The organism is Marinobacter sp. S6332, from assembly GCF_023016045.1.
Taxonomy (GTDB): domain Bacteria; phylum Pseudomonadota; class Gammaproteobacteria; order Pseudomonadales; family Oleiphilaceae; genus Marinobacter.
Genome location: NZ_JALKAP010000016.1, coordinates 20,496 through 39,058 on the forward strand (window position 1 = coordinate 20,496; position 18,563 = coordinate 39,058).

The window sequence follows — 18,563 nt, forward strand, 5'->3', positions numbered from 1 at the left end:
ATCATGCTAACAAAACTGAAAGAACAGCCTATAGTTGGGAAACTAACTGCGCAGTATGACCAACTTCCCAGACGGGACCAGCAAGCCCTTGGCGTTCTGGCGATTGCCTTATTTATTGGGGTTGTCTATTTCATGATCTGGAGTCCGGTTTCTAGCTTTCAAGATAAGGCAGCTGCAAGCAAAAAAAATGCTTCGGAATTGGTTACCTGGATGCAATCCAATGAGCAGGTTATCCGCCGCTTGGGTAGCAGTGGGGCAGGGCCCACTGCAGGATCAGCTGATATACCCGCCGATGGTCGTGCGTTGATGGGGTTAGTTACCCGCTCAGCAAGAGAGTCTGGCCTTACGCTGCAACGTTTTGAGCCAAGCGGCGATGCGGCTATTCGAGTTTGGTTGGAAGCGGTTCCCTATGCGGAGGTTGCAGCTTGGCTTGAAATGCTCAATGGTAAGCATGGCGTTGTGATTGATCAGGCGTCATTGGATAGTTCTGGTGGGCCCGGCCGAGTGTCCGTTCGCCTAACATTGACAATCTGATTGTGAGTAAAGGGGTTCCGGGGTCGTCGCTCCGGACAAAGGCAGGAGCGAGATCATGAGTAACGACAACGACACTAGTAGCAAGCCCGAACCGGTCATTGTTCGGCTGGATGTCACTGCGCTAAACGAAGCCAGATCGATTCTGTACGATGCCTACCGCAACGAGCCCACCTTTCAGCACCTATTCAACCATCGTAAGCCCGGTTACAACCAGCGCGTTCGGGCAACCGTGCGCGAGTTGGTTGATCTTTACTTTGATCTGGATCAGGAAGCGGTTGGCGTGATGGTCAACGATACTCTGGTGGCTGTGGCGTTTATTGGCGACCCAGATTTGCGGTTGAATCTGGCAAATCAGCTTAGCTGGAGGATCCGCATGGTGTTAACGGCGGGTTTTGCTTCCACCCGACGTTACTTGCATTATCACGAGAGATTACGCGCAATTTTACCCCAGCCATTGGCGCACCAACTGCCCTTGATGGGTGTAAACCCAAAGTATCAGAACCGCGGCTATGGTCGGCTCTTATTACAGGCTGTTCAGCGCTTGTGTGCGGAAAACCCCCGTGGAACAGGGCTGGTTCTGGATACTGGAAATAGCCGTTATTTACCATTTTACGAGTCGGAAGGTTTTCGAAGCCTCGGAAAAATTAAAGTCGGCGGTTTTGAGGATCACATTTTATTCCGTGAGATCCACCCTGAAGCAAAAGCCGCGGCCAATCAAAACTAACGTTGTAACAATCAACAGGAGACATTGTGTCTGACAGCCTAGATTATGATCTGATCGTTATTGGTGCCGGTTCCGGTGGTGTGCGCCTAGCGCGTATGTCTGCCGGGCGCGGTGCTCGGGTAGCGGTAGTTGAATCCCGCTATCTTGGCGGTACCTGCGTTAACGTGGGTTGCGTACCCAAAAAGCTGTTTGTTTACGGGGCGCATGTTCGCGACGAGTTAGAAGATGCCGCAGGTTATGGCTGGAACCTTCCGATGGACAACGTCAGCTTTGACTGGCCCACGCTTGTCGCCAACAAAAATACGGAAATAGAGCGGCTCAATGGCATTTATGGCCGTCTGCTTGAGAGCGCAGGCGTTACCATCATTGAAGGAACCGCCTCCATAAAAGACCCGAATACGATTGTTGTGGGCGACAAAGAATACACAACCGAGCACATAACAATCGCGACCGGTAGCTGGCCAGTTGTACCAGACATTCCGGGTAAGGAATGTATTCTCACATCGAACGAGATGTTCTATTTACCTCAACTGCCCAAGCAGGCAGTAGTCTGGGGCGGCGGCTATATTGCTGTAGAATTTGCCGGAATCTTGGCGGGTCTTGGAGTAGAAACCACCCTGTTGTACCGGGGCGACCTGTTCCTTCGCGGCTTCGACGAGGACGTGCGCCGCTTTACCGAACAAGAAATGCGCAAGAAAGGCGTGCGGCTTGAATTTGGCGTAACGATTGAGTCTGTGGAGCCCGAAAACTCTCACTACCGGGTCAAACTTAGCAATGGCGATACTATGGAGACCGGGCTAGTAATGGCCGCTACAGGCAGGAGAGCCTTGGTCGATGGCCTTGGTCTGACCGAGTTGGGCATAGAGCTGAATGCTTCCGGCCATGTGGTGGTGGATGATTATTTCCAGACCTCAGTGCCTTCGGTAACCGCCCTTGGCGATGTGATCGGTACGCCACAACTGACGCCAGTGGCTCTGGCACAGGCTATGGTGCTCTCTCGCAGAATGTTCGGAGATGGCGAGGGCGAAATGGACTACTCTGCGATACCAACGGCGGTTTTTTGCCAACCTAACATCGGTACCGTGGGTCTAACGGAAGAGGAAGCTCGGGAGGCAGGGCACACCCTGAGAATCTATCGTTCGGAATTCCGGCCCATGAAATACGTACTTAGTGGCCGTGATGAACGCTGCCTAATGAAGCTTGTGGTTGATGACGCAACAGACAAGGTTCTTGGCGCACATATGGTTGGGCCTGATGCCGGTGAAATCACTCAAGGGCTTGCTGTGGCTATAAAGGCTGGCGCGACCAAAGCCCAGTTCGATTCCACCATGGGCATCCACCCAACATCTGCAGAAGAATTTGTCACTATGCGTGAGCCCGTGGCCTAAAAGGTATCTGAGCCCAAGGAAGGGCTCATTCAAGATAGCTCTACCCAACGACCCAGTACTTCCTTAAGTCCCTCCTTCCTTAAAGGCTTAGACAGGTAGTCATCCATGCCACTCTCTAGACAGCTTTGCTTTGTCTCTGGCAATACGTCAGCGGTAAGGGCAATGATAGGCGTTCGTTTAAGGCTGCTGGCCGCCTCCCGCTCTCTGATGTGACGCGATGTTTCATAGCCATCCATAACCGGCATTTGGCAATCCATAAGAATGACATCAAACCCCGGGTAGCTGGAGTGTATCTGATCCAACGCCTCTTTACCGTTTACCACTGCCTCTGTTTGAAAACCAAGACGGTTAAGGAGTGCTACGGCAACACGTTGGTTTACCAAATTGTCCTCTACAACCAATGCACGCTTGGAAAGCGGTAGCTCAGCTTGCAATGCTGGTACCTCGGTGACTCTCGGGTTGTTGGCTTGCGGTGCAAGTTCCAAAGGCAGCTCAAACCGGAACGACGAACCTTTCCCAGGGTTTGTTTCAACCTGAATATGCCCGCCTAGAAGCTCAACCAGACGCTGAACTAGAGATAGCCCTAAACCGGTACCGCCAAAACCACGGTTGTCGCCAGCATCAAGCTGTTCAAACGAATTGAAGATATCTGGAACCCGCCCGTGGGGAATGCCGCTGCCTGAGTCGCTAACCGAGCAGTTGATGATGATACAGCCATCCTCAACACCAAAGCAGCCCAACTGAACATGCACAAAGCCATCGGTGGTAAACTTGATGGCGTTATCAAGAAGGCATGCAACAATCTGGCGAATCCGCGGTGCATCACCATTTACCAGCGGTATTTCAGGCCAGTCTCCGTAGAAATTCAGTGTCAAAGCCAGCCCTTGCTCTTCCGCCACATGGCGGTATGAGGCAACGCAGTTTGTAACAAGCGTGTGCAGGTTAAAAATCTGGTGTTCGAGCACCATCGCTCCGCTGTCCATACGGGAATAATCGAGAATATCGCTGATGACTGTAAGCAGATCTTCTGTCGATTGACGGGCCGTCTGTAAATAATCCCGTTGCCTTGGAGTCAGAGGCTCTTCCTGAGCCAAATCAATCATGCCAAGTACACCGTTAAGCGGGGTGCGCAGTTCATGGCTCATGGTGGCCAAAAACTCTGATTTTGCATGGCTGGCAGTCTCTGCTTTTTCCCGCGCATGCTCTGACAATGCCAGTGTTTGATCTCGCGATGTCTGTAGCGATGCGAGATGTTCGCTTAATTCATTAAGCTGATGCTCGATGGCAATAATTTCTCGGGAGTTCGGTCGCCCATTTACCTTTGTGGCCCGATAATCGCCGGCAATAAGACGGCCGATTCGACCGGAAAGCTGGTTAATGGGGGAGAGAATGGTGTTCAGTATGTGGTTGATGACCAAAATGGTGAACAAGAGTAACGTTAGTCCCACTATGAGAGACGACCAGAGAATATCTTTGCGTCGAGCCTCTAGTGTTTTGTCACTCACACCCACCTGCACCCTACCAACCCGCAATGCGCTCGAGTTACTACCGGGTACCGGCTCGAACCACAAAGTTTGGCGATCGGTTGCAAGCTGTAGTGGCTGTTGGAGTATCTCTGCCTGATAAATCTGGAATTCATCTGTATTCTCTATGTCAGGTTTGCTGTCCGCAGGCGCAAACCCAATCTGTTCGCCAGCCACATCAGTTATGCGGATCCAGTCGGCTTTGCTGTATCGGATAGATTGAGAAAGTATTTCCTGCAGCGCCAAAGTGTTGCCAGAAACCACTGCATACTCAAGGGACGGAGCCAGACTGTCCGCCAGCAACTGGTTGCTGTCTGCGAGGTCGCGTCTTGCATCTTCAAGCCGTGCAGAGGTAAAAAATCCCATGAGCGTTATAAACATCACCACTGCAGGCAATGCGCCCAGCAACAGCAGTTTTCGGGATAGCGGCGTACCTATGGAGTTTTCACTCATCGCCTTGCCCTCTTTGTTCTTGTAACCATTTCTCAACGGCCTGAGCAATCTGCTCACGGGTATCCAGCGGGATGTTTAGTGAGCGGGCAACCTGCTCATTAATCTCAACCCGGGATTGTGACGGATAACCCGGTGGCGGGAAGGCACCGGTTTCGAAAAACGTTTGTAGGTAGCCCGCAGCCATCTCGGCCATAGCGGGGAAAGGCGCATAGCCAGACGCAAGTGAACCGGCTTTTACATAAGCTTGGCTCGGGCCTATGACAATTCTGTTTCTGCGATAAGCGGTAAGCAACACGTGTTTTATGGTTCTTGGGTTGTATATTGCGTTGTCTGGTGCTGCCAATAGGAAGTCACCATAACTTAATGCCCTGATAAGCGTTGGGATAAGTTGTTTGTCGTCGTCCACTACGAACAACCGCGCTTCAAGCTTGTAAGCGGGGAGTTGATCAATAAGTGTATCGTAAAGTTCTGCGGTATCCGTGGTAGAAATCAGGGCGATGCGGGTGGCCTGAGGGAGAATTGCTTTTCCGATAAGCGCTTGCCTGAGAAGCGGGGCGCCGTGGTAAACGCCCGAAACCTGCTCAGGGGAGCGGCGAACGAAGCCTTGCAGGAAGTCGGGCTCGACCAGCAGGGCAAGCACGGGCGCTTTGCGGTTAATCTGTCTTATACGGGAAAACGCACGGGGGCCTAGGGTAACGATTGGGCCATCTTGTGTCAGCGCGGCTTGTTCGTCTGATATAGGAATCAGATCGTTTTCGCTTTCTAAATTCTCCTCAAGAAGTTTTTGAATATGCTGATCCAGCGCAGCGTTACCAGAACCAGCAAGGTAGACAGGGGCACGACCATTACTTTGAGCAAATGCAGCCGGTGCAGCTACCAATATAGCCGCCATCGTCACAGCGCACAGAATTGCCGGTGTAGTCAGCGACTTTAGCGCTGAGACAATCCTGTGCAATGAGAACAATGCTGGTTTTTCCATACCATCCCGGGTCTGAAATATTCCTTGATTAGCGATCAGAAACGGAGGCCCGCTTCAATGAAGAACTGGTTTTGGTCCGCGATGTTATTATCACGGCTGATATCCGGTTCATTATTTATGTAATGTTGCATGGTCAAAGCAATCTCGGCTGAATACCGCGGCTGGAAAATCCGTTTTGCTAGACGAAAATCGATACGCTCGAACCGAGTATTACGGAATTTATCTGCCCAATAGTAGGCTGTAGAACCCTTTAGGCCGAAGGGCAGGTTCTGGATAAGTGCCAGACTGCCTGAGTGCCTTAACGAGAGGCGACCGAGTAGGTTGACCGCGTACTCTTGTTCACCAATATCGATATTGCCATCCTCATCCACAATACCAGCGCCCGTATACCAGTCGTCTTGATCAAGATACCCGTAGCTAGCTCTGAAGGTGGTTCCGGGGAACTCAAGGGACGCTTCAACCTCAAAACCTTTTTGATCGATACCTACGTTGTTATCAATAGTCCAATCATCAAACTGGATGACACCGCTGATCATGTCCCGATGCTTATCTTTAAATACCCGCACTTCCAGAGACAGTTGACCTTGTTTCATAGGAAACTGTCCGAAGTAACTGATTTCCCTAGAAACGATGGTTTCTTCTTCAAGTTCTTTACCTAGGGTTACGTAGGACGGGTGCTCCCAAACCGCTGTACTGTTAACCCTGTAGCCCTCGTAAGCGGCATACTTTTCTGGGCTGACATTCCTCAGTGTATATCCATAATCCGGATCTTGCTCAAAACCATCGGGGGTTCGAACAGCCTTGGAGTAAACAAACCTCAGTGCATGGTTATTATTGAGTGTGAAGTTTGCCGCAACGCGCGGCGAGAAGTAGCCTTCATCAGTCGTTGTGGTGCGCTCCCAGTTGCCCCCGGCATTTAATGTGAGCCAGTTAATAGGCGTGTATTCTACATTGCCGAATACTCTGGACTGATAGTTATTGCCGCGTCCATTAAAAAAAGTTTCCGAGCGATAGGTGTCTTTGCGAAACCCTGCCCCCGTCACTAGCTTCAGGTCATCGTTAATCAGCAATGTGTCCTGAAGCTCTAATTCTAGCCGTGAATCTTCGGAGTCTGCGTTTGTTTCTGCAATAAGCGGGATTCCCCCGGACTGGAAGCATAGGGGTCGGTTCGGTCTGTAATAGAGAGGGTCGCCGTTCTCTAGACAAGCCACCGCGGACTCTGGAATAGATACTGGCCAGCGCTGCCTGCGGTCGTAATTTTCAAAGCTCACCTGAAAGTGAAAAAAATGGCTCTGTGAGGTTGTGAAGTTTAATTGCGTTTGAAGATAGTAATCCCGCACATCGATATCTGGATGGTCAGTTGCTTCAAGCTCACCGTTTTTATCAATATCTTGTTCATTCAGCCCATCAACAACACCAACACGGATATCGGCGTTAAAACCGGAATTGACCTTCCAGCGCGAGTCATAGTTGAAGGTATTTATGTCGTGTCCATCGTGAAAGGGTAGGCGCCCATTGTTATCGAGTTGATAATCAAATCCACCAAATTTGCGCTTTTCATAGGCCAGGCGCCAGTCGTAGCTGTCACTGACATCGCCAACCGAAGCAAAGGTGCGGACGTAGTCTCTGGAACCGCGAATAGCCCGAACCTCTGCACCGGAAGTATCTGCCGGATTACGAGTGATGATATTGATAGTGCCTAAAAATGCATTTATCCCGTACGCCGCCGAGTTTGGGCCCCGGCTAACCTCTATCCGTTCAATGATTTCTAAAGGGACTGGCATGGTTTGCCAGTCCATATCTGATAGAGTGGCACGGTGCGCAGTGCGGCCATCAACCAGAACCTGCATCCGTCGTTGCTCATAGTGTACGGTGCCGTGGTAGGTCGTCACAGGTGTGCTGCTGCCAACCTCGCCCACAACCATCCCTGGAACCAATCGAAACACTTCAACTAGGCTCATGATGCCAAGATCTCGGATCATTTCGCCTTCGATAACTGTGGTTGTTCCGGGAACCCGCGTTTTCGGCTGGCGAAGCCGGGTTGTTGTCAGAACTTCCGGAATCTCGTCGTTAAAGCCATAAAAGCCCATCGGTTCTGGACTGTCAGTAAGTGGCTGGGCGATTGCGGACACTGGGATGATGAAGACGGAAGCCAGCAATGCTGTTGTCACGCCATGGACGATAGAAATCGCCGGGCGCCTACAGGTGTTTTTATCGAAATTCGTAACGGGCATAGGTGTCGTTCTATAATCTGCCGAGTTAAAGGACGAGGCCTTGGTTTTTGTGTTTTGTTGCTATCGTATTTGACTACACGCTGTTTGTCTCTCAAAACGTACTGAATTGATAGGGTGGGAGTGAGCCTGATATGGATTCAAGCGAGGTTGATCGCGAGTTAGACGCCTCAGAAGGGCAGGTTGTCCGTGAGGTGATGATTCAGATCAAGGCATTATTGAATGATTCTGGCCGAAGTGGGGATGCAGGCATTTGGCGGGCCATACTCTGCGAACCGCCAGCGGATCAGATACCATTGCGGCGCGAAATCGGTCGGCAACTGGAACCACAACTTCGGCCTATGGCCGAAAACGGAAGTTTTCCGGCTCCTGTTGTGGGGTTTCTAGCGGAGTGGTTTGACTGGCACAGTTTGCAGGAAATCGTGGCTCAGGAAGATGAACGTAGATACCCAGAGCCTGACCCAGATCGGGACAGGGAATCTAGGGATGATGAAGCCCCGCAAATGGTTAACTTTTGGCCAGCTGTAATTGGTTGGGTTATCGGGCTTGTGATACTTGCCACACTGTTTGGTGGCATGGGCGGCGGCTAATGCCACCGCCTTGTCATTACTTGTTGGCTTCGGCAATCTTTTCGCGGTATTTTTCAGCCAGTATGGCCCCTAAAATTACCTGCACTTGGTTGTAGCACATAATTGGCAAAACAATCATGCCGAACCCCGGATGGCCTGAAAAAAGCACTTTTGCCATGGGCAACCCAGACGCTAGGCTCTTCTTGGAGCCACAGAAAACAACCGCCGCTTCATCCTCCAAGCTAAACCCGAATCGCCGCACCAAAAACCTCGCAAAAAACATAAACAAGGCCAGCAGTCCGATGCAGAGCAGGATCGTTAGGACAATGGCTTTTACTGGAAGGTTTTGCCAAAGGCCGCTTTCCACAGAGTGCGAGAAGGCGGAGTAAACGATCAACCAGATCACGCATTTATCGTAACGCGCCATTAGGGATTCGTTGCGACCAAGAAATCCGCCCAGAATGGGCCGCATAGCATGGCCTACCGCGAATGGCAGCAGTAGCTGCAGCATAATATCTTTAAGTGCTTCGCCCACTGCAAAGTCCCCACTACCGGCAGAGCTCACGAGCAGTAACAGCAAGAAAGGGGTGAGCATCATGCCAAACACATTAGAGGCAGCAGCACTGCAAATAGCAGCCGGAACGTTACCCCGCGCCATAGCGGTGTAGGCAATAGATGATGACACGGCAGATGGCAGCACGCCCAAATACAGAAAGCCAAGCCCCAGATCGGCAGGCATCCAAGAAGGTGCAAAGCTGCTCATTCCGTTAATAGGGATCACTACGAGTGGAAAAAAGCCAAAGGTCAGTGCGGTGATCAGTATATGTAGCCGCCAATGGGAGGCGCCCGCAACGATTTGCTCACGGGACAGTGCTGCACCATGGAAGAAGAAGAGTAGGGCGACGGCAACCGTTCCCGCTGTCGCCAGCAATTCTCCTGCGGTCCCCGTAGCAGGTAAAAACGAAGCTAGGGCGATGGCTCCGAGCAACATGATGGTGAATGTGTCTGGTTTGAACTTCATGGTCATGAGCCTCTCTTTCGAAGAGCTTTGAGACTGGGGACAAGAAGATCCCGGGCGAGTCTTTCAGCTTTCTCCGAATCCTGACGTCGAACGGCAGCAAGAAGCAGTTCATGATCTTCCTGAGAGGGCTCGGGCAAGTCTGTGTCGTTTTCTGTGCGCTCAATAGTATGAGTAATGGCGTGGGAGAAGTAATCATACAGCTCTGCAAGCGCCGAGTTGTGGGACGCAGCCACCAGTGCATGATGAAAACGCTCATCATGGTGAATGCGTTCCGCGAGATTCGAATCGGCTTTGCCCCGTGCGTCGAGCGCTGCGGTCATAGCCCGAAGGTCTTGGTCACTGCGTCGTTGCGCCGCCAGTTTTGCCGCTTCAGTTTCCAGCATAATCCGCACTTCTAACTGGTCCGTGAGCTGAGTACGGGCGATGCGCTTAAGGGTTTCGCCTGCCTCTCTGGTTGCTCTCACGTAGGTGCCGTCACCTTGTCGCGTTTCAAGCATGCCCACGTGCGCCAAAACGCGAACGGCTTCGCGCACTGTGTTGCGGCTAACTCCGAGTGATTCTGACAACTCAGATTCAACAGGTAATTTGTCGCCAACGGGCCATTGTTCAGTCTCTATGGCATGCCTCAAACTTTCGATGGCGGTTTCAACCAGTGAGCCTTTTTGAATCTTTTTCAACATAAACCTATCATCCGCTTAACCGATCACCCAATCATCCTATGAATTTGAGTTGAATGCAAATGCCTTGATCGAAAGCCCGGGATTACCCGGCCGGGCTAAGGAACTGGTAGTCAGCTGTATTTACGTTGCGGGTGGCAAGGCGATAGGTGAAGGTAAAACCGGGCCAGTTAAGTGTGTTTTTTCCGTTTGCATCCAGATACCAAGATGAGCATCCAGAGCTCCACACACTGCCTTCAAGGTCTTCTTGTACGCTAGTGGCATAGGCCTCTAAACGGTCTGCGCGAACGTCCATCGCAGCACCCGGGTACTTTTGAAGAGCCTGCAGACAGCCGAGAACATACTGGAATTGGGATTCGAGCATATAGAGAATCGAATTATGGGCCAGATTGGTATTAGGTCCATACAACATAAACAGGTTGGGAAAGCCGGAAACCGTAATGCCCTTGAAGGCTGTGGCGCCATCCTGCCAAGCTTGATTCAGCGTTATGCCATTGCGCCCGGTGACTCGAATTGGAGACAGAAACTCTGAAGCACGAAAGCCAGTGCCGAAGATTATGGCGTCCACAGGGTAGTGTTTGCCCGACTGAGTTTGAACGCCGCTCGCATTTATTTTTGCGATAGGATCTGTCACCAAATTCAGGTTGGATCGATTGATGGCTGGATACCAGTCGTTGGAAATCAGAATCCGTTTACAACCAATCTGATAGTCCGGAATGATGTGCTTTAGCTTTTCGGGATCAGTAATGTGTCTAGCGGCTTCTTTTTTCGCCTGACGTGCAAGCACATTCAACAGGCTATTAAATCCGGTAAAAGCTAGGGCGCGACTCTCGTTCTTCCAATAGATTAGGTACCGGTAAAGCCGGTCCCAAGCTGGGACAGCTTTAAATAATGAGTGCTCCCAGGACTTAAAGCGGCGATCCGGCTTTGGCAGAACCCACGCAGCCGAACGCTGAAACAACGTAAGTGATTCCACCTTGCCAGCAATTTCCGGCACAAACTGGATGGCACTGGCACCTGTACCGATAACTGCAACGCGTTTGTTTTGGAGATCATATTCATGGTTCCAACGTGCAGAATGAAAGCAAGCGCCTTTGAAATCCTCCATGCCTTCGATGCTGGGCCAAGCTGGCTGGTTAAGTTGGCCGGTTGCCGTTATAACAATCTGAGCTTCAAGGGCTTCGCCACTGGTTAGGCTCAGTGCCCAGAGGTTACGAGTGTCGTCAAATATAGCCTCAGCAACTTCGCAATTGAAACGGATCTGCTCTGCCAATCCATATTTTTCAACGCAGTGCTCCATGTAGCCGAGCAGCTCGTGCTGCAAGCCAAATTTTCGGGACCAGTCGTGTTTTGGTTCGAACGAGTAGGAGTAAAAGTGCGACTGCACATCGCAGGCGGCGCCAGGGTAGGTGTTGTCGCGCCATGTGCCACCAACACGCTCGGCTTTTTCCAATAAAGTGACCTTAGTGAACCCGGCTTTTTTCAACTGGATGGCCATGCCGATGCCACCAAACCCAGTCCCGATTATGATGACTGACGGTTGCTCGGTGATGTTTTGCTGAGTCATGTTTATAAATCCAACCTAATTAAAATAATGACGCCTTGTTCACTATACGTTCACAGTGTTCGCCTAGTCATGGCTTTTTGCGCCAGACTAGTTAGTCAGGCTGATCAATTCACGGGCGCATCATGAAGTCTTCAACTGGCTGAGAGAGTAGCTCTCGCAGGGCTGGAGTTTCGAACCGGCGCCGAATACTGATGGCATAGAATTCCTCATAGACTCCGGGCAGGGCGCCATAATCAACTAGAGCACCGTTACGAAGCTCATCCCGCACTACAACAGGTGGGAGCACCGCAAAGTGTCCAGATTCCCGGGCCAACAAACGCATCATGGCCATATCGTCCACTTCTACGACTAGTCTGGGGCGTACTTTGTGATATTCACACAGTTGATCAAAAGCTTGCCGGATGTTGTTGTCTGCGCCAGGCACGATCAAGCTGCGCCCTTCAAGGAAGTCAGGAAATGTCACTGTTTGAGCAGACTCTGGCGGCCCTATAATACTTACAGGTTGTTTCGATATCAGCTTGGAGCGCCAAGGGTTGGCTTCATCACCCCGCACTGGCTGGTTGGAAAGTATTAGGTCTAACCTGTGCGCAGATAAGCGCCTGAGCAACTCATCAATATCACTACTTTGCAGACTAAACTCGAGGTTTTCTCGCCCGAGTAGCGGGTGTAAGAAGGCTTCCTGAAAGTTTCTGGACAATGTTGCCACTGCGCCAATGCGTAGCACCTCTCGATTAACTTGTGCTCCGGAGGCAAACACGGCGGCAAGCTCCTCGCCTTGGCGGAATATTTCTTCAGCGTAGGAAAACGCCATTCTTCCCGCTTCGGATAACTTGAGTCGCCGCCCCTCGCGGATAAACAAATCATGTCCCAGGCTTTCTTCCAACTTTCGTATTTGGCCGGACAGTGCGGACTGGGAGATATGCAGGGAGTTTGCGGCACGGGTTAGGTGCCCGGTGCGGGCAACCATCCAAAAATAGTACAAGTGGTGATAGTTAAGCTTCATTTACCCGCCCTCTAATCGTTCTCTTAAATAGAACAGTAACTAAAGTATAAACCATTTTTTATATCAGTCTATTGACGGCAAAGTACCGGGGTCAGCAAAGATGTCTCAGGAGAAAGCCCCTATGAATGATCTCGTCTTGTTTTTGTCCACCTTTGTACTGCTAGCTTGGTTGGCGGTGCCAGCGTCTCTTCTTGCCGTCGCCGGTTTCAGTGCCTGGACTCGCAATCCGCTTAAACAGAACCACTGCTGGCGCATAGCCGAAAAGCTGCTGGTGCTTTCAATGGGCGCAACACTGTTGATTGCGACCATCATGTTGGTTGACCTTCAGCACAGTGGTGCGGCAAGTTCATTGGCTTTGCCGGGCCGTTGGCTGGGGCTTTATCCCTCTGGCGTTGCAGCCTGGATGGCCTTAATGGTGGGCTTCATTGGCTGGGTGATTCTTCGCTTCTCGGAGCGGTACTTGAGGGGCGACCCGGGGCGTGAGCGTTTCTTGCCATGGTTTTTGCTAACCATTACCTGTGTACTGGTTCTGGTTATGACCAACAACCTACTTGTGCTCGCCGGTGCTTGGGTGGGAGTGAGTATTTCACTGCATCAACTCCTCACTTTGTACCCTGAGCGGCCCCAAGCTCGCATGGCGGCGGTACAGAAGTTCATTGTAAGCCGAGTGGGAGACGTGCTGGTGGTCGCCGGCGTGGTTTTGCTCTACCTTCATCATGGCACCTTTTACTTGCCTGAGATGGTGCAGGCACAAACTGCATCGCCGTCGTCGTCCCTCACACTCACTCTCGCTTCTGTGGCGCTTGCTCTGGCCGCTCTTCTTAAATGCGCTCAGATCCCGTTTCACGGTTGGCTGCTAAGGGTAATGGAAGCGCCAACGCCGGTCTCAGCTTTGTTGCATGCGGGTGTTATCAATCTGGGCGGCTTTCTTTGGTTGCGTCTTTTCCCGGTGTTTGACGGCTTTACTGCCGGACACCTGATTCTTCTCACCATCGGTGGTCTCACCGCTGTTATCGCTGTGCTTACCATGATGACCCAGTATTCCGTGAAGCATGCATTGGCTTGGTCTACTTGCGCCCAAATGGGCTTCATGTTGTTTGAAATCGGAATGGGCGCTTACACGCTGGCTCTTTTACACCTGTTGGCGCACTCAGTTTACAAAGCCCATTCATTTTTGGCATCAGGCAGAACGGTCAAAGCCTCTGCAGTGGGTCTCTTTGCGCAGCAACGCTCTCCGGCCGGTCTGCTATGGGCACTTATCACTGGAGGAATCGCAACGTTCATTTTGCTCCAGATACCCAGCTTGGTTGAAGGGAACCTAGTGTTTGGTGCACTACTGGTGCTTGCGGTTGCTAGTGCTGTGATTGCCGTGCCCGCTGGGGCAACCGCTGCCTCGAAAGCGCGAATTGCTTTACTCGCACTGCTTCTAGTACCAGCTTACGGAGTGCTGCATGCGCTAGTTGGCCCCGCTGTACCGGAGCACGCCAACTTCGAAATTCCACTGTTGGCCTACACCATCGCCGTCGCTCTCGTGATTGTACTCGCCACAGTTTCCGGGCTGATTATGTACGGCAGCGACAGCCCCTTCACCAGCAACCTGTGGCGCCACTTCAGCAAGGGGCTCTACCTTGAACTGATGTTTGACCGGATTACCCATCGGCTTGCGTCTGAAGCACTGAACGCACCGCACCTGCTCAAGAGAATTCCCCATCATCCATTCACCATGGAGAAGAAATCATGAAGGAATCTAATGCTGCTGTATCTGCACCTGTTTTGGATGAAGTGGACTTTCAGGGTGCTTTAACTCGTGCCTGCGGTTTAATAGCCCCCATCTGGCCACTGGACAAATGGATTGCCGTTAACCCCTTCTGGGGCCTCCGGGATCAGCCTGCTGAACGTGCAGAGCGTGTTCTGGAACAAAGAGGCGGCTTCTCTTTCTTGATGCCCGCGGCTTTTTACCGCGAGGCGTGGGAGGGCGGAAGAATTTCCGACGCGGACCTAAAGGAAAGTTTGGCTCAGAGCGGAATTCAGACCGATATTCAACCGCTGTTTGATCTACTGAAGCATGAGCGGCCAACAGGGCATCCCCTTTGCTTTTCTGTTCTCGATGCATTTCCAGCCAATGCGGAGGGTGTCAACGCCGCCGATGCGGTGAATGGCGAAATTGGGCGCCTTTGTGGTGCCTATTTTGACACCCGGCAGGGCCGCTGGTCCTCCGCAGGAAAAAAGAATGATAAGGGTGGGTTCTTTGAATTTTGGCTTGCAGCCGCCCAGCAAGATCTATCGTTGGACTATCGAACAGGCATTACTGGTGCTCGCAAGCACTTAAAGGCAGTGACTGAAGCACGGTTGCAAGCCGTCAAAAACGCCGTTGCTATCATTAACCTGAATACGTACGAACTGGAAGTGCTTTGCCACAACCTGTTGCTGCGTGTACTTGGCTGGGCCTCGTGGAGCAGCGGTGTCGACTGGCGTGCAGGCCTTGCCGGAGAAGACTCTGAAGCGAGAGAATCGCTACTTTCTGCCTTGCTGGTTTGGGAGGCTGTTGCTCTTGAGTGTGCACCTGAGGAGCAGATTAAGGCGAGGACGGCGGCTTGGTCGAGAATTCGTCAGGCTTTGCAAACAGACCGCTCGCCAAACCTAAACGCTGGGAATGACCCAAACGCAAAGCTACTGTGGGTCTGGCAGCGTGCGTATGAAATCGGATACCAACGCAAGCTTGTTCATATCATAAGTGAGGACAGGCAAGCCGACCGGAGGCAAGAAGTCGATCCAAAGTCGGAGAATGTGAAAGCGGATGTACAGGCAGTATTTTGTATCGATGTTCGCTCAGAAGTTATGAGGCGGCACCTGGAGAATGAAAATCCGCGGGTGCAAACACTCGGTTTTGCCGGATTTTTTGGGCTACCGGTTTCCCACCAGAGCCACGGCCCTTATTCTGAGGTGCAAAGACTGCCCGGGCTGTTGGCGCCAGCCTATCGGCTTATCGACACCGAGGGAAGCACCGCAAGTGATAACACACTGAATCGCGAGCTTGATCAAAAAGAAATCACTCGGGAATCCGTGCGCAATTCCAAATACAGCAGCCTTTCCACGTTCACGTTGGTTGAAACCACAGGCCTTGCCTGGGCGTGGAAGCTACTCAAAGACAGCCTGCATCAGAAAAAGGCTCAGCAGCCGGGCAGCGTTGCGAACGCAAGAGATAACAAACTGGTTCATCACATAGGGGGTGATCCTTTGGCGATATCCGAGAAGGTCAAGCTAGTCTCTGGCTTTCTCCAAGGCATGTCTTTAATTCGTAGTTTTGCGCCCCTGCTGGTATTCGTTGGCCATGGCACGCAAACCGACAACAACCCTAACCACGCAGGCTTGGCTTGCGGCGCCTGTGGCGGCCAGAGTGGTGGGGTTAATGCGCGGCTGGCAGCTTCATTGTTTAATGACCCACAGGTGCGCGAAGAACTTGTAGAAAAAGGTATTCAAGTGCCTGATTCAACCTTCGCTGTTGCCGCAGAGCACTGTACGGTAACCGATGAAGTCACGGTATTCGGTCAAAAAAGTGTTCCTGAATCCCACCAGTCTCTTCTGGCAGAGTTGGAAGCCTCCTTTGCGGCGGCTGGCAGGGAGGCCAGAAAGGAGAGGGCGACTCCGCTCAAACTGAATGGCCTTGATGACAAGGAGTTGCTCAACTCGATGCGTCAAAGAACCATAGATTGGTCGGAAATTCGGCCTGAGTGGGGGCTTGCGAATAACGCTGCCATTATTTTTGCTAAACGAGAATTAACCAGAGGCAAGAATTTCGCCGGCAGAGTCTTTCTGCACGATTACGACTCAGAGCTAGATGCTGAAGGTCAAATTCTGGAAGCCTTAATGTCTGCGCCTATGATGGTCGCAAATTGGATTAACCTACAGTATTTTGCGTCGGTTACCGCACCCGAGGTCTATGGTGCAGGTAACAAACTGCTGCATTCTGTCGTGGGGGGGAACCTTGGTGTTATCGAGGGGAATGGTACAGATCTGAGAATTGGTCTACCGCTGCAATCCGTGCACGATGGCACCTACTGGCGCCATGAGCCGCTTCGGCTCACCGTGCTAATTGATGCTCCCAGAGAACGCATACAAGCCATTATGAAGCGTCAGCCAGACGTTGCGCGATTGGTGAAAAACGAGTGGCTATGGTTGCACAGGTTTCTGCCAGAAGGCGGTCAAGAGCGATTTGATAAGGGTGAATGGAAAAACTGCTCAGGTTAATCCTGAGCAGTGTTCAGAAGGTCCGGCTTTTTCAAGGCCTTTTGGAATAGATCTTTGTCCTCAGCGATGACCATGGCGCATTTTTCCGCCAGTTCATCGCTCAGGCCTTCAACTTTTCGGGCCAGATAAACCTGAATCTCTTCCGCCAACTCCAATACCTTGTCTCTGGCATCGGCATCTGCTTTCGATGTGAAAAGCATGGTCTCAGGATTTTTTAACGCCATATTCAGGCCGTCCCTATCGGAAAAATAAACTGCTTGTACCGCCATGGTCATTCCTCGCAGTGAATGTCTGCTTTACTGTATAAAAACGGCTCTTCACTTATCTGTGTGGGTCAGGTGCCATTGGCAGTCCGCCATAGTGAAATAGAATCGCCCGCTTGAACCTCTCCTTGTTCCGGAACCCCCGGGATCGGACCTTTAACGCTCGAACCTGTCCATTGATCGCTTCCGCAAGGGCATTTGAAGCTCGGAAACGCATAGCGTTGAGGATCCCAAATAGCTTGGTTTCGATCTGATTTGCTGTGGAGCTCAGAGCTCGAACTTCAGTGAGTCGAGCCATGTGGATCCATTCTTTCCACGCCGCTCGGGCGCCTTTGACCCGGTAGCCTCGCCAGATATCTCGCGCTTTCTCCTTGAGATACCACACTAAACCGGTGTCTTTGAGAGCGCCGGACAAATATTTGATCTGTTGTATCTGCTGTTCTTTAAGGCTCTTGCGATGGCGTAGCCAGGTGTATCGGCTTCGATGGATCTCCTTCCGCATCGAATGATCCGCACGTGCCATGTCAGCTTTGCGAGTGGCATCAAGCGTTCGGGTCAGCATTTGCGCGACGTGGAAATGGTCGAAGGCGATCTTCCGGTGGGCTTTCTCGATATGCTCAAATGTCGCCTTCTGATAGGCCGGACTCATATCCATGGAGATAGACAGAATCGACCGCTTACGAGACGCATCCAGAGTGGCGTAAAAGCGCCCAAGACTACCAGAGGACCGACCGTCCTCCACGGCCAAAACCTGACCCCGACCGTTAGAAACGATCGTTACATAGTCGTGCCCTTTACGAAATGCCGTCTCATCGACGGCTAGCCGTGACGTATCTCGGTCAGGAGCATTAGCCAGACCACGTCGCACAGCCCGTTCCATGATGTTGTCGATGGCAGTCCAGCTCAGGCGCAACTGCTTGCTGACCGCAGAGATTGAGGCTGCCCTGAGCCAGCTGATAACGAAGGCTTCAAATAGGAGTGTGTACCGGCTGTTCTGTTCAGCCCAAGGAACACTGATCGTCAGACAGCCATGCTCGGGACACTGCACACGAGGAACCTGAGCAACCACTTGCGTTCGGAACTGACAAGTATCGAGATGACGCCAACGACGTTCCCGCGAGTCGTAGCCCGGGCAGGCATCGCCACAGCGGGGGCAGACAAGCTTAGCGCCTTTGTCCAGACTGACCTGAACGACGACTTCTCCCTGACTCTTATCCAGTTCGACGCCTGATACAAGCCAAGGAGAGGACAGCCCTAGAATGTGTTCGTAGAGGGTGTATTGATCCAACGTTGGTCCCCATCCATTGAGTTAATCGGATGCGACAACAGTGACCAAAAGCAGCAGGAAAATAAAGGGTTACCCACCATGATAAGTGAAGACCC

General features: G+C 51.8%; 15 protein-coding genes. 6 read left to right on the top strand and 9 right to left on the bottom strand.

Translation table 11 applies throughout. The features are described from left to right. Nucleotides 1-3 precede the first annotated feature (3 nt). From MWU62_RS17760 to gorA, 3 genes are read left to right on the top strand one after another with little or no spacing between them, the layout of a single operon-like run. On the top strand, nucleotides 4-534 hold the full coding sequence (locus MWU62_RS17760; RefSeq protein WP_247116125.1) for a type II secretion system protein M: 531 nt from the start codon (nucleotides 4-6) through the stop codon (nucleotides 532-534). Between the two features lie 55 nt (nucleotides 535-589). Then, nucleotides 590-1,258, top strand: a complete 669-nt coding sequence (locus MWU62_RS17765; RefSeq protein WP_247116126.1) for a GNAT family N-acetyltransferase — start codon at nucleotides 590-592, stop codon at nucleotides 1,256-1,258. Between the two features lie 26 nt (nucleotides 1,259-1,284). Next, nucleotides 1,285-2,646 (top strand): glutathione-disulfide reductase, encoded by a 1,362-nt coding sequence (gorA, locus tag MWU62_RS17770; protein ID WP_247116127.1) that lies wholly within the window; start codon nucleotides 1,285-1,287, stop codon nucleotides 2,644-2,646. A gap of 29 nt (nucleotides 2,647-2,675) precedes the next feature. On the opposite strand, the gene MWU62_RS17775 is transcribed toward gorA, so the two are convergent. From MWU62_RS17775 to MWU62_RS17785, 3 genes are read right to left on the bottom strand one after another with little or no spacing between them, the layout of a single operon-like run. Then, nucleotides 2,676-4,622, bottom strand: coding sequence for an ATP-binding protein (locus tag MWU62_RS17775; protein WP_247116128.1), 1,947 nt, complete (start codon nucleotides 4,620-4,622; stop codon nucleotides 2,676-2,678). Continuing rightward, on the bottom strand, nucleotides 4,615-5,601 hold the full coding sequence (locus MWU62_RS17780) for an ABC transporter substrate-binding protein (RefSeq protein ID WP_247116129.1): 987 nt from the start codon (nucleotides 5,599-5,601) through the stop codon (nucleotides 4,615-4,617). The genes MWU62_RS17775 and MWU62_RS17780 overlap by 8 nt, the downstream gene beginning before the upstream one ends. A gap of 35 nt (nucleotides 5,602-5,636) precedes the next feature. After that, nucleotides 5,637-7,835: a TonB-dependent receptor gene (locus tag MWU62_RS17785; protein ID WP_281494962.1), complete on the bottom strand. Its 2,199-nt coding sequence runs from the start codon at nucleotides 7,833-7,835 to the stop codon at nucleotides 5,637-5,639. 131 nt (nucleotides 7,836-7,966) lie between these two features. Here MWU62_RS17785 and MWU62_RS17790 point away from each other — a divergent pair, with 131 nt between their 5' ends. Beyond that, nucleotides 7,967-8,422: a hypothetical protein gene (locus tag MWU62_RS17790; protein WP_247116130.1), complete on the top strand. Its 456-nt coding sequence runs from the start codon at nucleotides 7,967-7,969 to the stop codon at nucleotides 8,420-8,422. 16 nt (nucleotides 8,423-8,438) lie between these two features. Here MWU62_RS17790 and MWU62_RS17795 read toward each other — a convergent pair whose 3' ends face one another. The 4 genes from MWU62_RS17795 to MWU62_RS17810 all read right to left on the bottom strand — a co-directional run bounded on the left by MWU62_RS17795 (nucleotide 8,439) and on the right by MWU62_RS17810 (nucleotide 12,669). Continuing rightward, nucleotides 8,439-9,422 (bottom strand): bile acid:sodium symporter family protein, encoded by a 984-nt coding sequence (locus MWU62_RS17795; RefSeq protein WP_348645661.1) that lies wholly within the window; start codon nucleotides 9,420-9,422, stop codon nucleotides 8,439-8,441. A 2-nt stretch (nucleotides 9,423-9,424) separates the two neighbouring features. After that, entirely contained in the window at nucleotides 9,425-10,102 is a 678-nt protein-coding gene (locus MWU62_RS17800; protein ID WP_247116132.1) for a FadR/GntR family transcriptional regulator, read from the bottom strand. Between the two features lie 82 nt (nucleotides 10,103-10,184). Further along, complete coding sequence (locus MWU62_RS17805; protein ID WP_247116133.1) at nucleotides 10,185-11,666, bottom strand: NAD(P)/FAD-dependent oxidoreductase; 1,482 nt, start codon at nucleotides 11,664-11,666, stop codon at nucleotides 10,185-10,187. Between the two features lie 109 nt (nucleotides 11,667-11,775). After that, nucleotides 11,776-12,669, bottom strand: a complete 894-nt coding sequence (locus tag MWU62_RS17810; RefSeq protein WP_247116134.1) for a LysR family transcriptional regulator — start codon at nucleotides 12,667-12,669, stop codon at nucleotides 11,776-11,778. Nucleotides 12,670-12,790: 121 nt separating this feature from the next. Here MWU62_RS17810 and MWU62_RS17815 point away from each other — a divergent pair, with 121 nt between their 5' ends. Then, complete coding sequence (locus tag MWU62_RS17815) at nucleotides 12,791-14,410, top strand: NADH-quinone oxidoreductase subunit L (protein ID WP_247116135.1); 1,620 nt, start codon at nucleotides 12,791-12,793, stop codon at nucleotides 14,408-14,410. Beyond that, on the top strand, nucleotides 14,407-16,917 hold the full coding sequence (locus MWU62_RS17820) for a DUF2309 domain-containing protein (RefSeq protein WP_247116136.1): 2,511 nt from the start codon (nucleotides 14,407-14,409) through the stop codon (nucleotides 16,915-16,917). The genes MWU62_RS17815 and MWU62_RS17820 overlap by 4 nt, the downstream gene beginning before the upstream one ends. On the opposite strand, the gene MWU62_RS17825 is transcribed toward MWU62_RS17820, so the two are convergent. Beyond that, nucleotides 16,914-17,186 carry a YebG family protein gene (locus MWU62_RS17825; protein WP_247116137.1) on the bottom strand — a complete coding sequence of 91 codons (273 nt, stop codon included), beginning with the start codon at nucleotides 17,184-17,186 and terminating at the stop codon, nucleotides 16,914-16,916. The genes MWU62_RS17820 and MWU62_RS17825 overlap by 4 nt on opposite strands. 52 nt (nucleotides 17,187-17,238) lie before the next feature. Beyond that, the gene (locus tag MWU62_RS17830; protein ID WP_247113278.1) at nucleotides 17,239-18,468 is read right to left on the bottom strand and encodes an ISL3 family transposase; all 1,230 of its coding nucleotides are present in this window, start codon (nucleotides 18,466-18,468) and stop codon (nucleotides 17,239-17,241) included. Between the last annotated feature and the right edge of the window lie 95 nt (nucleotides 18,469-18,563).

Bases quoted from the DNA above. Each gene is read 5' to 3' on its own strand.
- MWU62_RS17825 (WP_247116137.1), bottom strand. From the start codon at position 17,186: ATGGCGGTACAAGCAGTTTATTTTTCCGATAGGGACGGCCTGAATATG.
- MWU62_RS17800 (WP_247116132.1), bottom strand. From the start codon at position 10,102: ATGTTGAAAAAGATTCAAAAAGGCTCACTGGTTGAAACCGCCATCGAA.
- MWU62_RS17810 (WP_247116134.1), bottom strand. From the start codon at position 12,669: ATGAAGCTTAACTATCACCACTTGTACTATTTTTGGATGGTTGCCCGC.
- MWU62_RS17815 (WP_247116135.1), top strand. From the start codon at position 12,791: ATGAATGATCTCGTCTTGTTTTTGTCCACCTTTGTACTGCTAGCTTGG.
- MWU62_RS17820 (WP_247116136.1), top strand. From the start codon at position 14,407: ATGAAGGAATCTAATGCTGCTGTATCTGCACCTGTTTTGGATGAAGTG.
- MWU62_RS17760 (WP_247116125.1), top strand. From the start codon at position 4: ATGCTAACAAAACTGAAAGAACAGCCTATAGTTGGGAAACTAACTGCG.
- MWU62_RS17775 (WP_247116128.1), bottom strand. From the start codon at position 4,622: ATGAGTGAAAACTCCATAGGTACGCCGCTATCCCGAAAACTGCTGTTG.
- MWU62_RS17785 (WP_281494962.1), bottom strand. From the start codon at position 7,835: ATGCCCGTTACGAATTTCGATAAAAACACCTGTAGGCGCCCGGCGATT.
- MWU62_RS17795 (WP_348645661.1), bottom strand. From the start codon at position 9,422: ATGAAGTTCAAACCAGACACATTCACCATCATGTTGCTCGGAGCCATC.
- MWU62_RS17790 (WP_247116130.1), top strand. From the start codon at position 7,967: ATGGATTCAAGCGAGGTTGATCGCGAGTTAGACGCCTCAGAAGGGCAG.
- MWU62_RS17805 (WP_247116133.1), bottom strand. From the start codon at position 11,666: ATGACTCAGCAAAACATCACCGAGCAACCGTCAGTCATCATAATCGGG.
- MWU62_RS17765 (WP_247116126.1), top strand. From the start codon at position 590: ATGAGTAACGACAACGACACTAGTAGCAAGCCCGAACCGGTCATTGTT.
- MWU62_RS17780 (WP_247116129.1), bottom strand. From the start codon at position 5,601: ATGGAAAAACCAGCATTGTTCTCATTGCACAGGATTGTCTCAGCGCTA.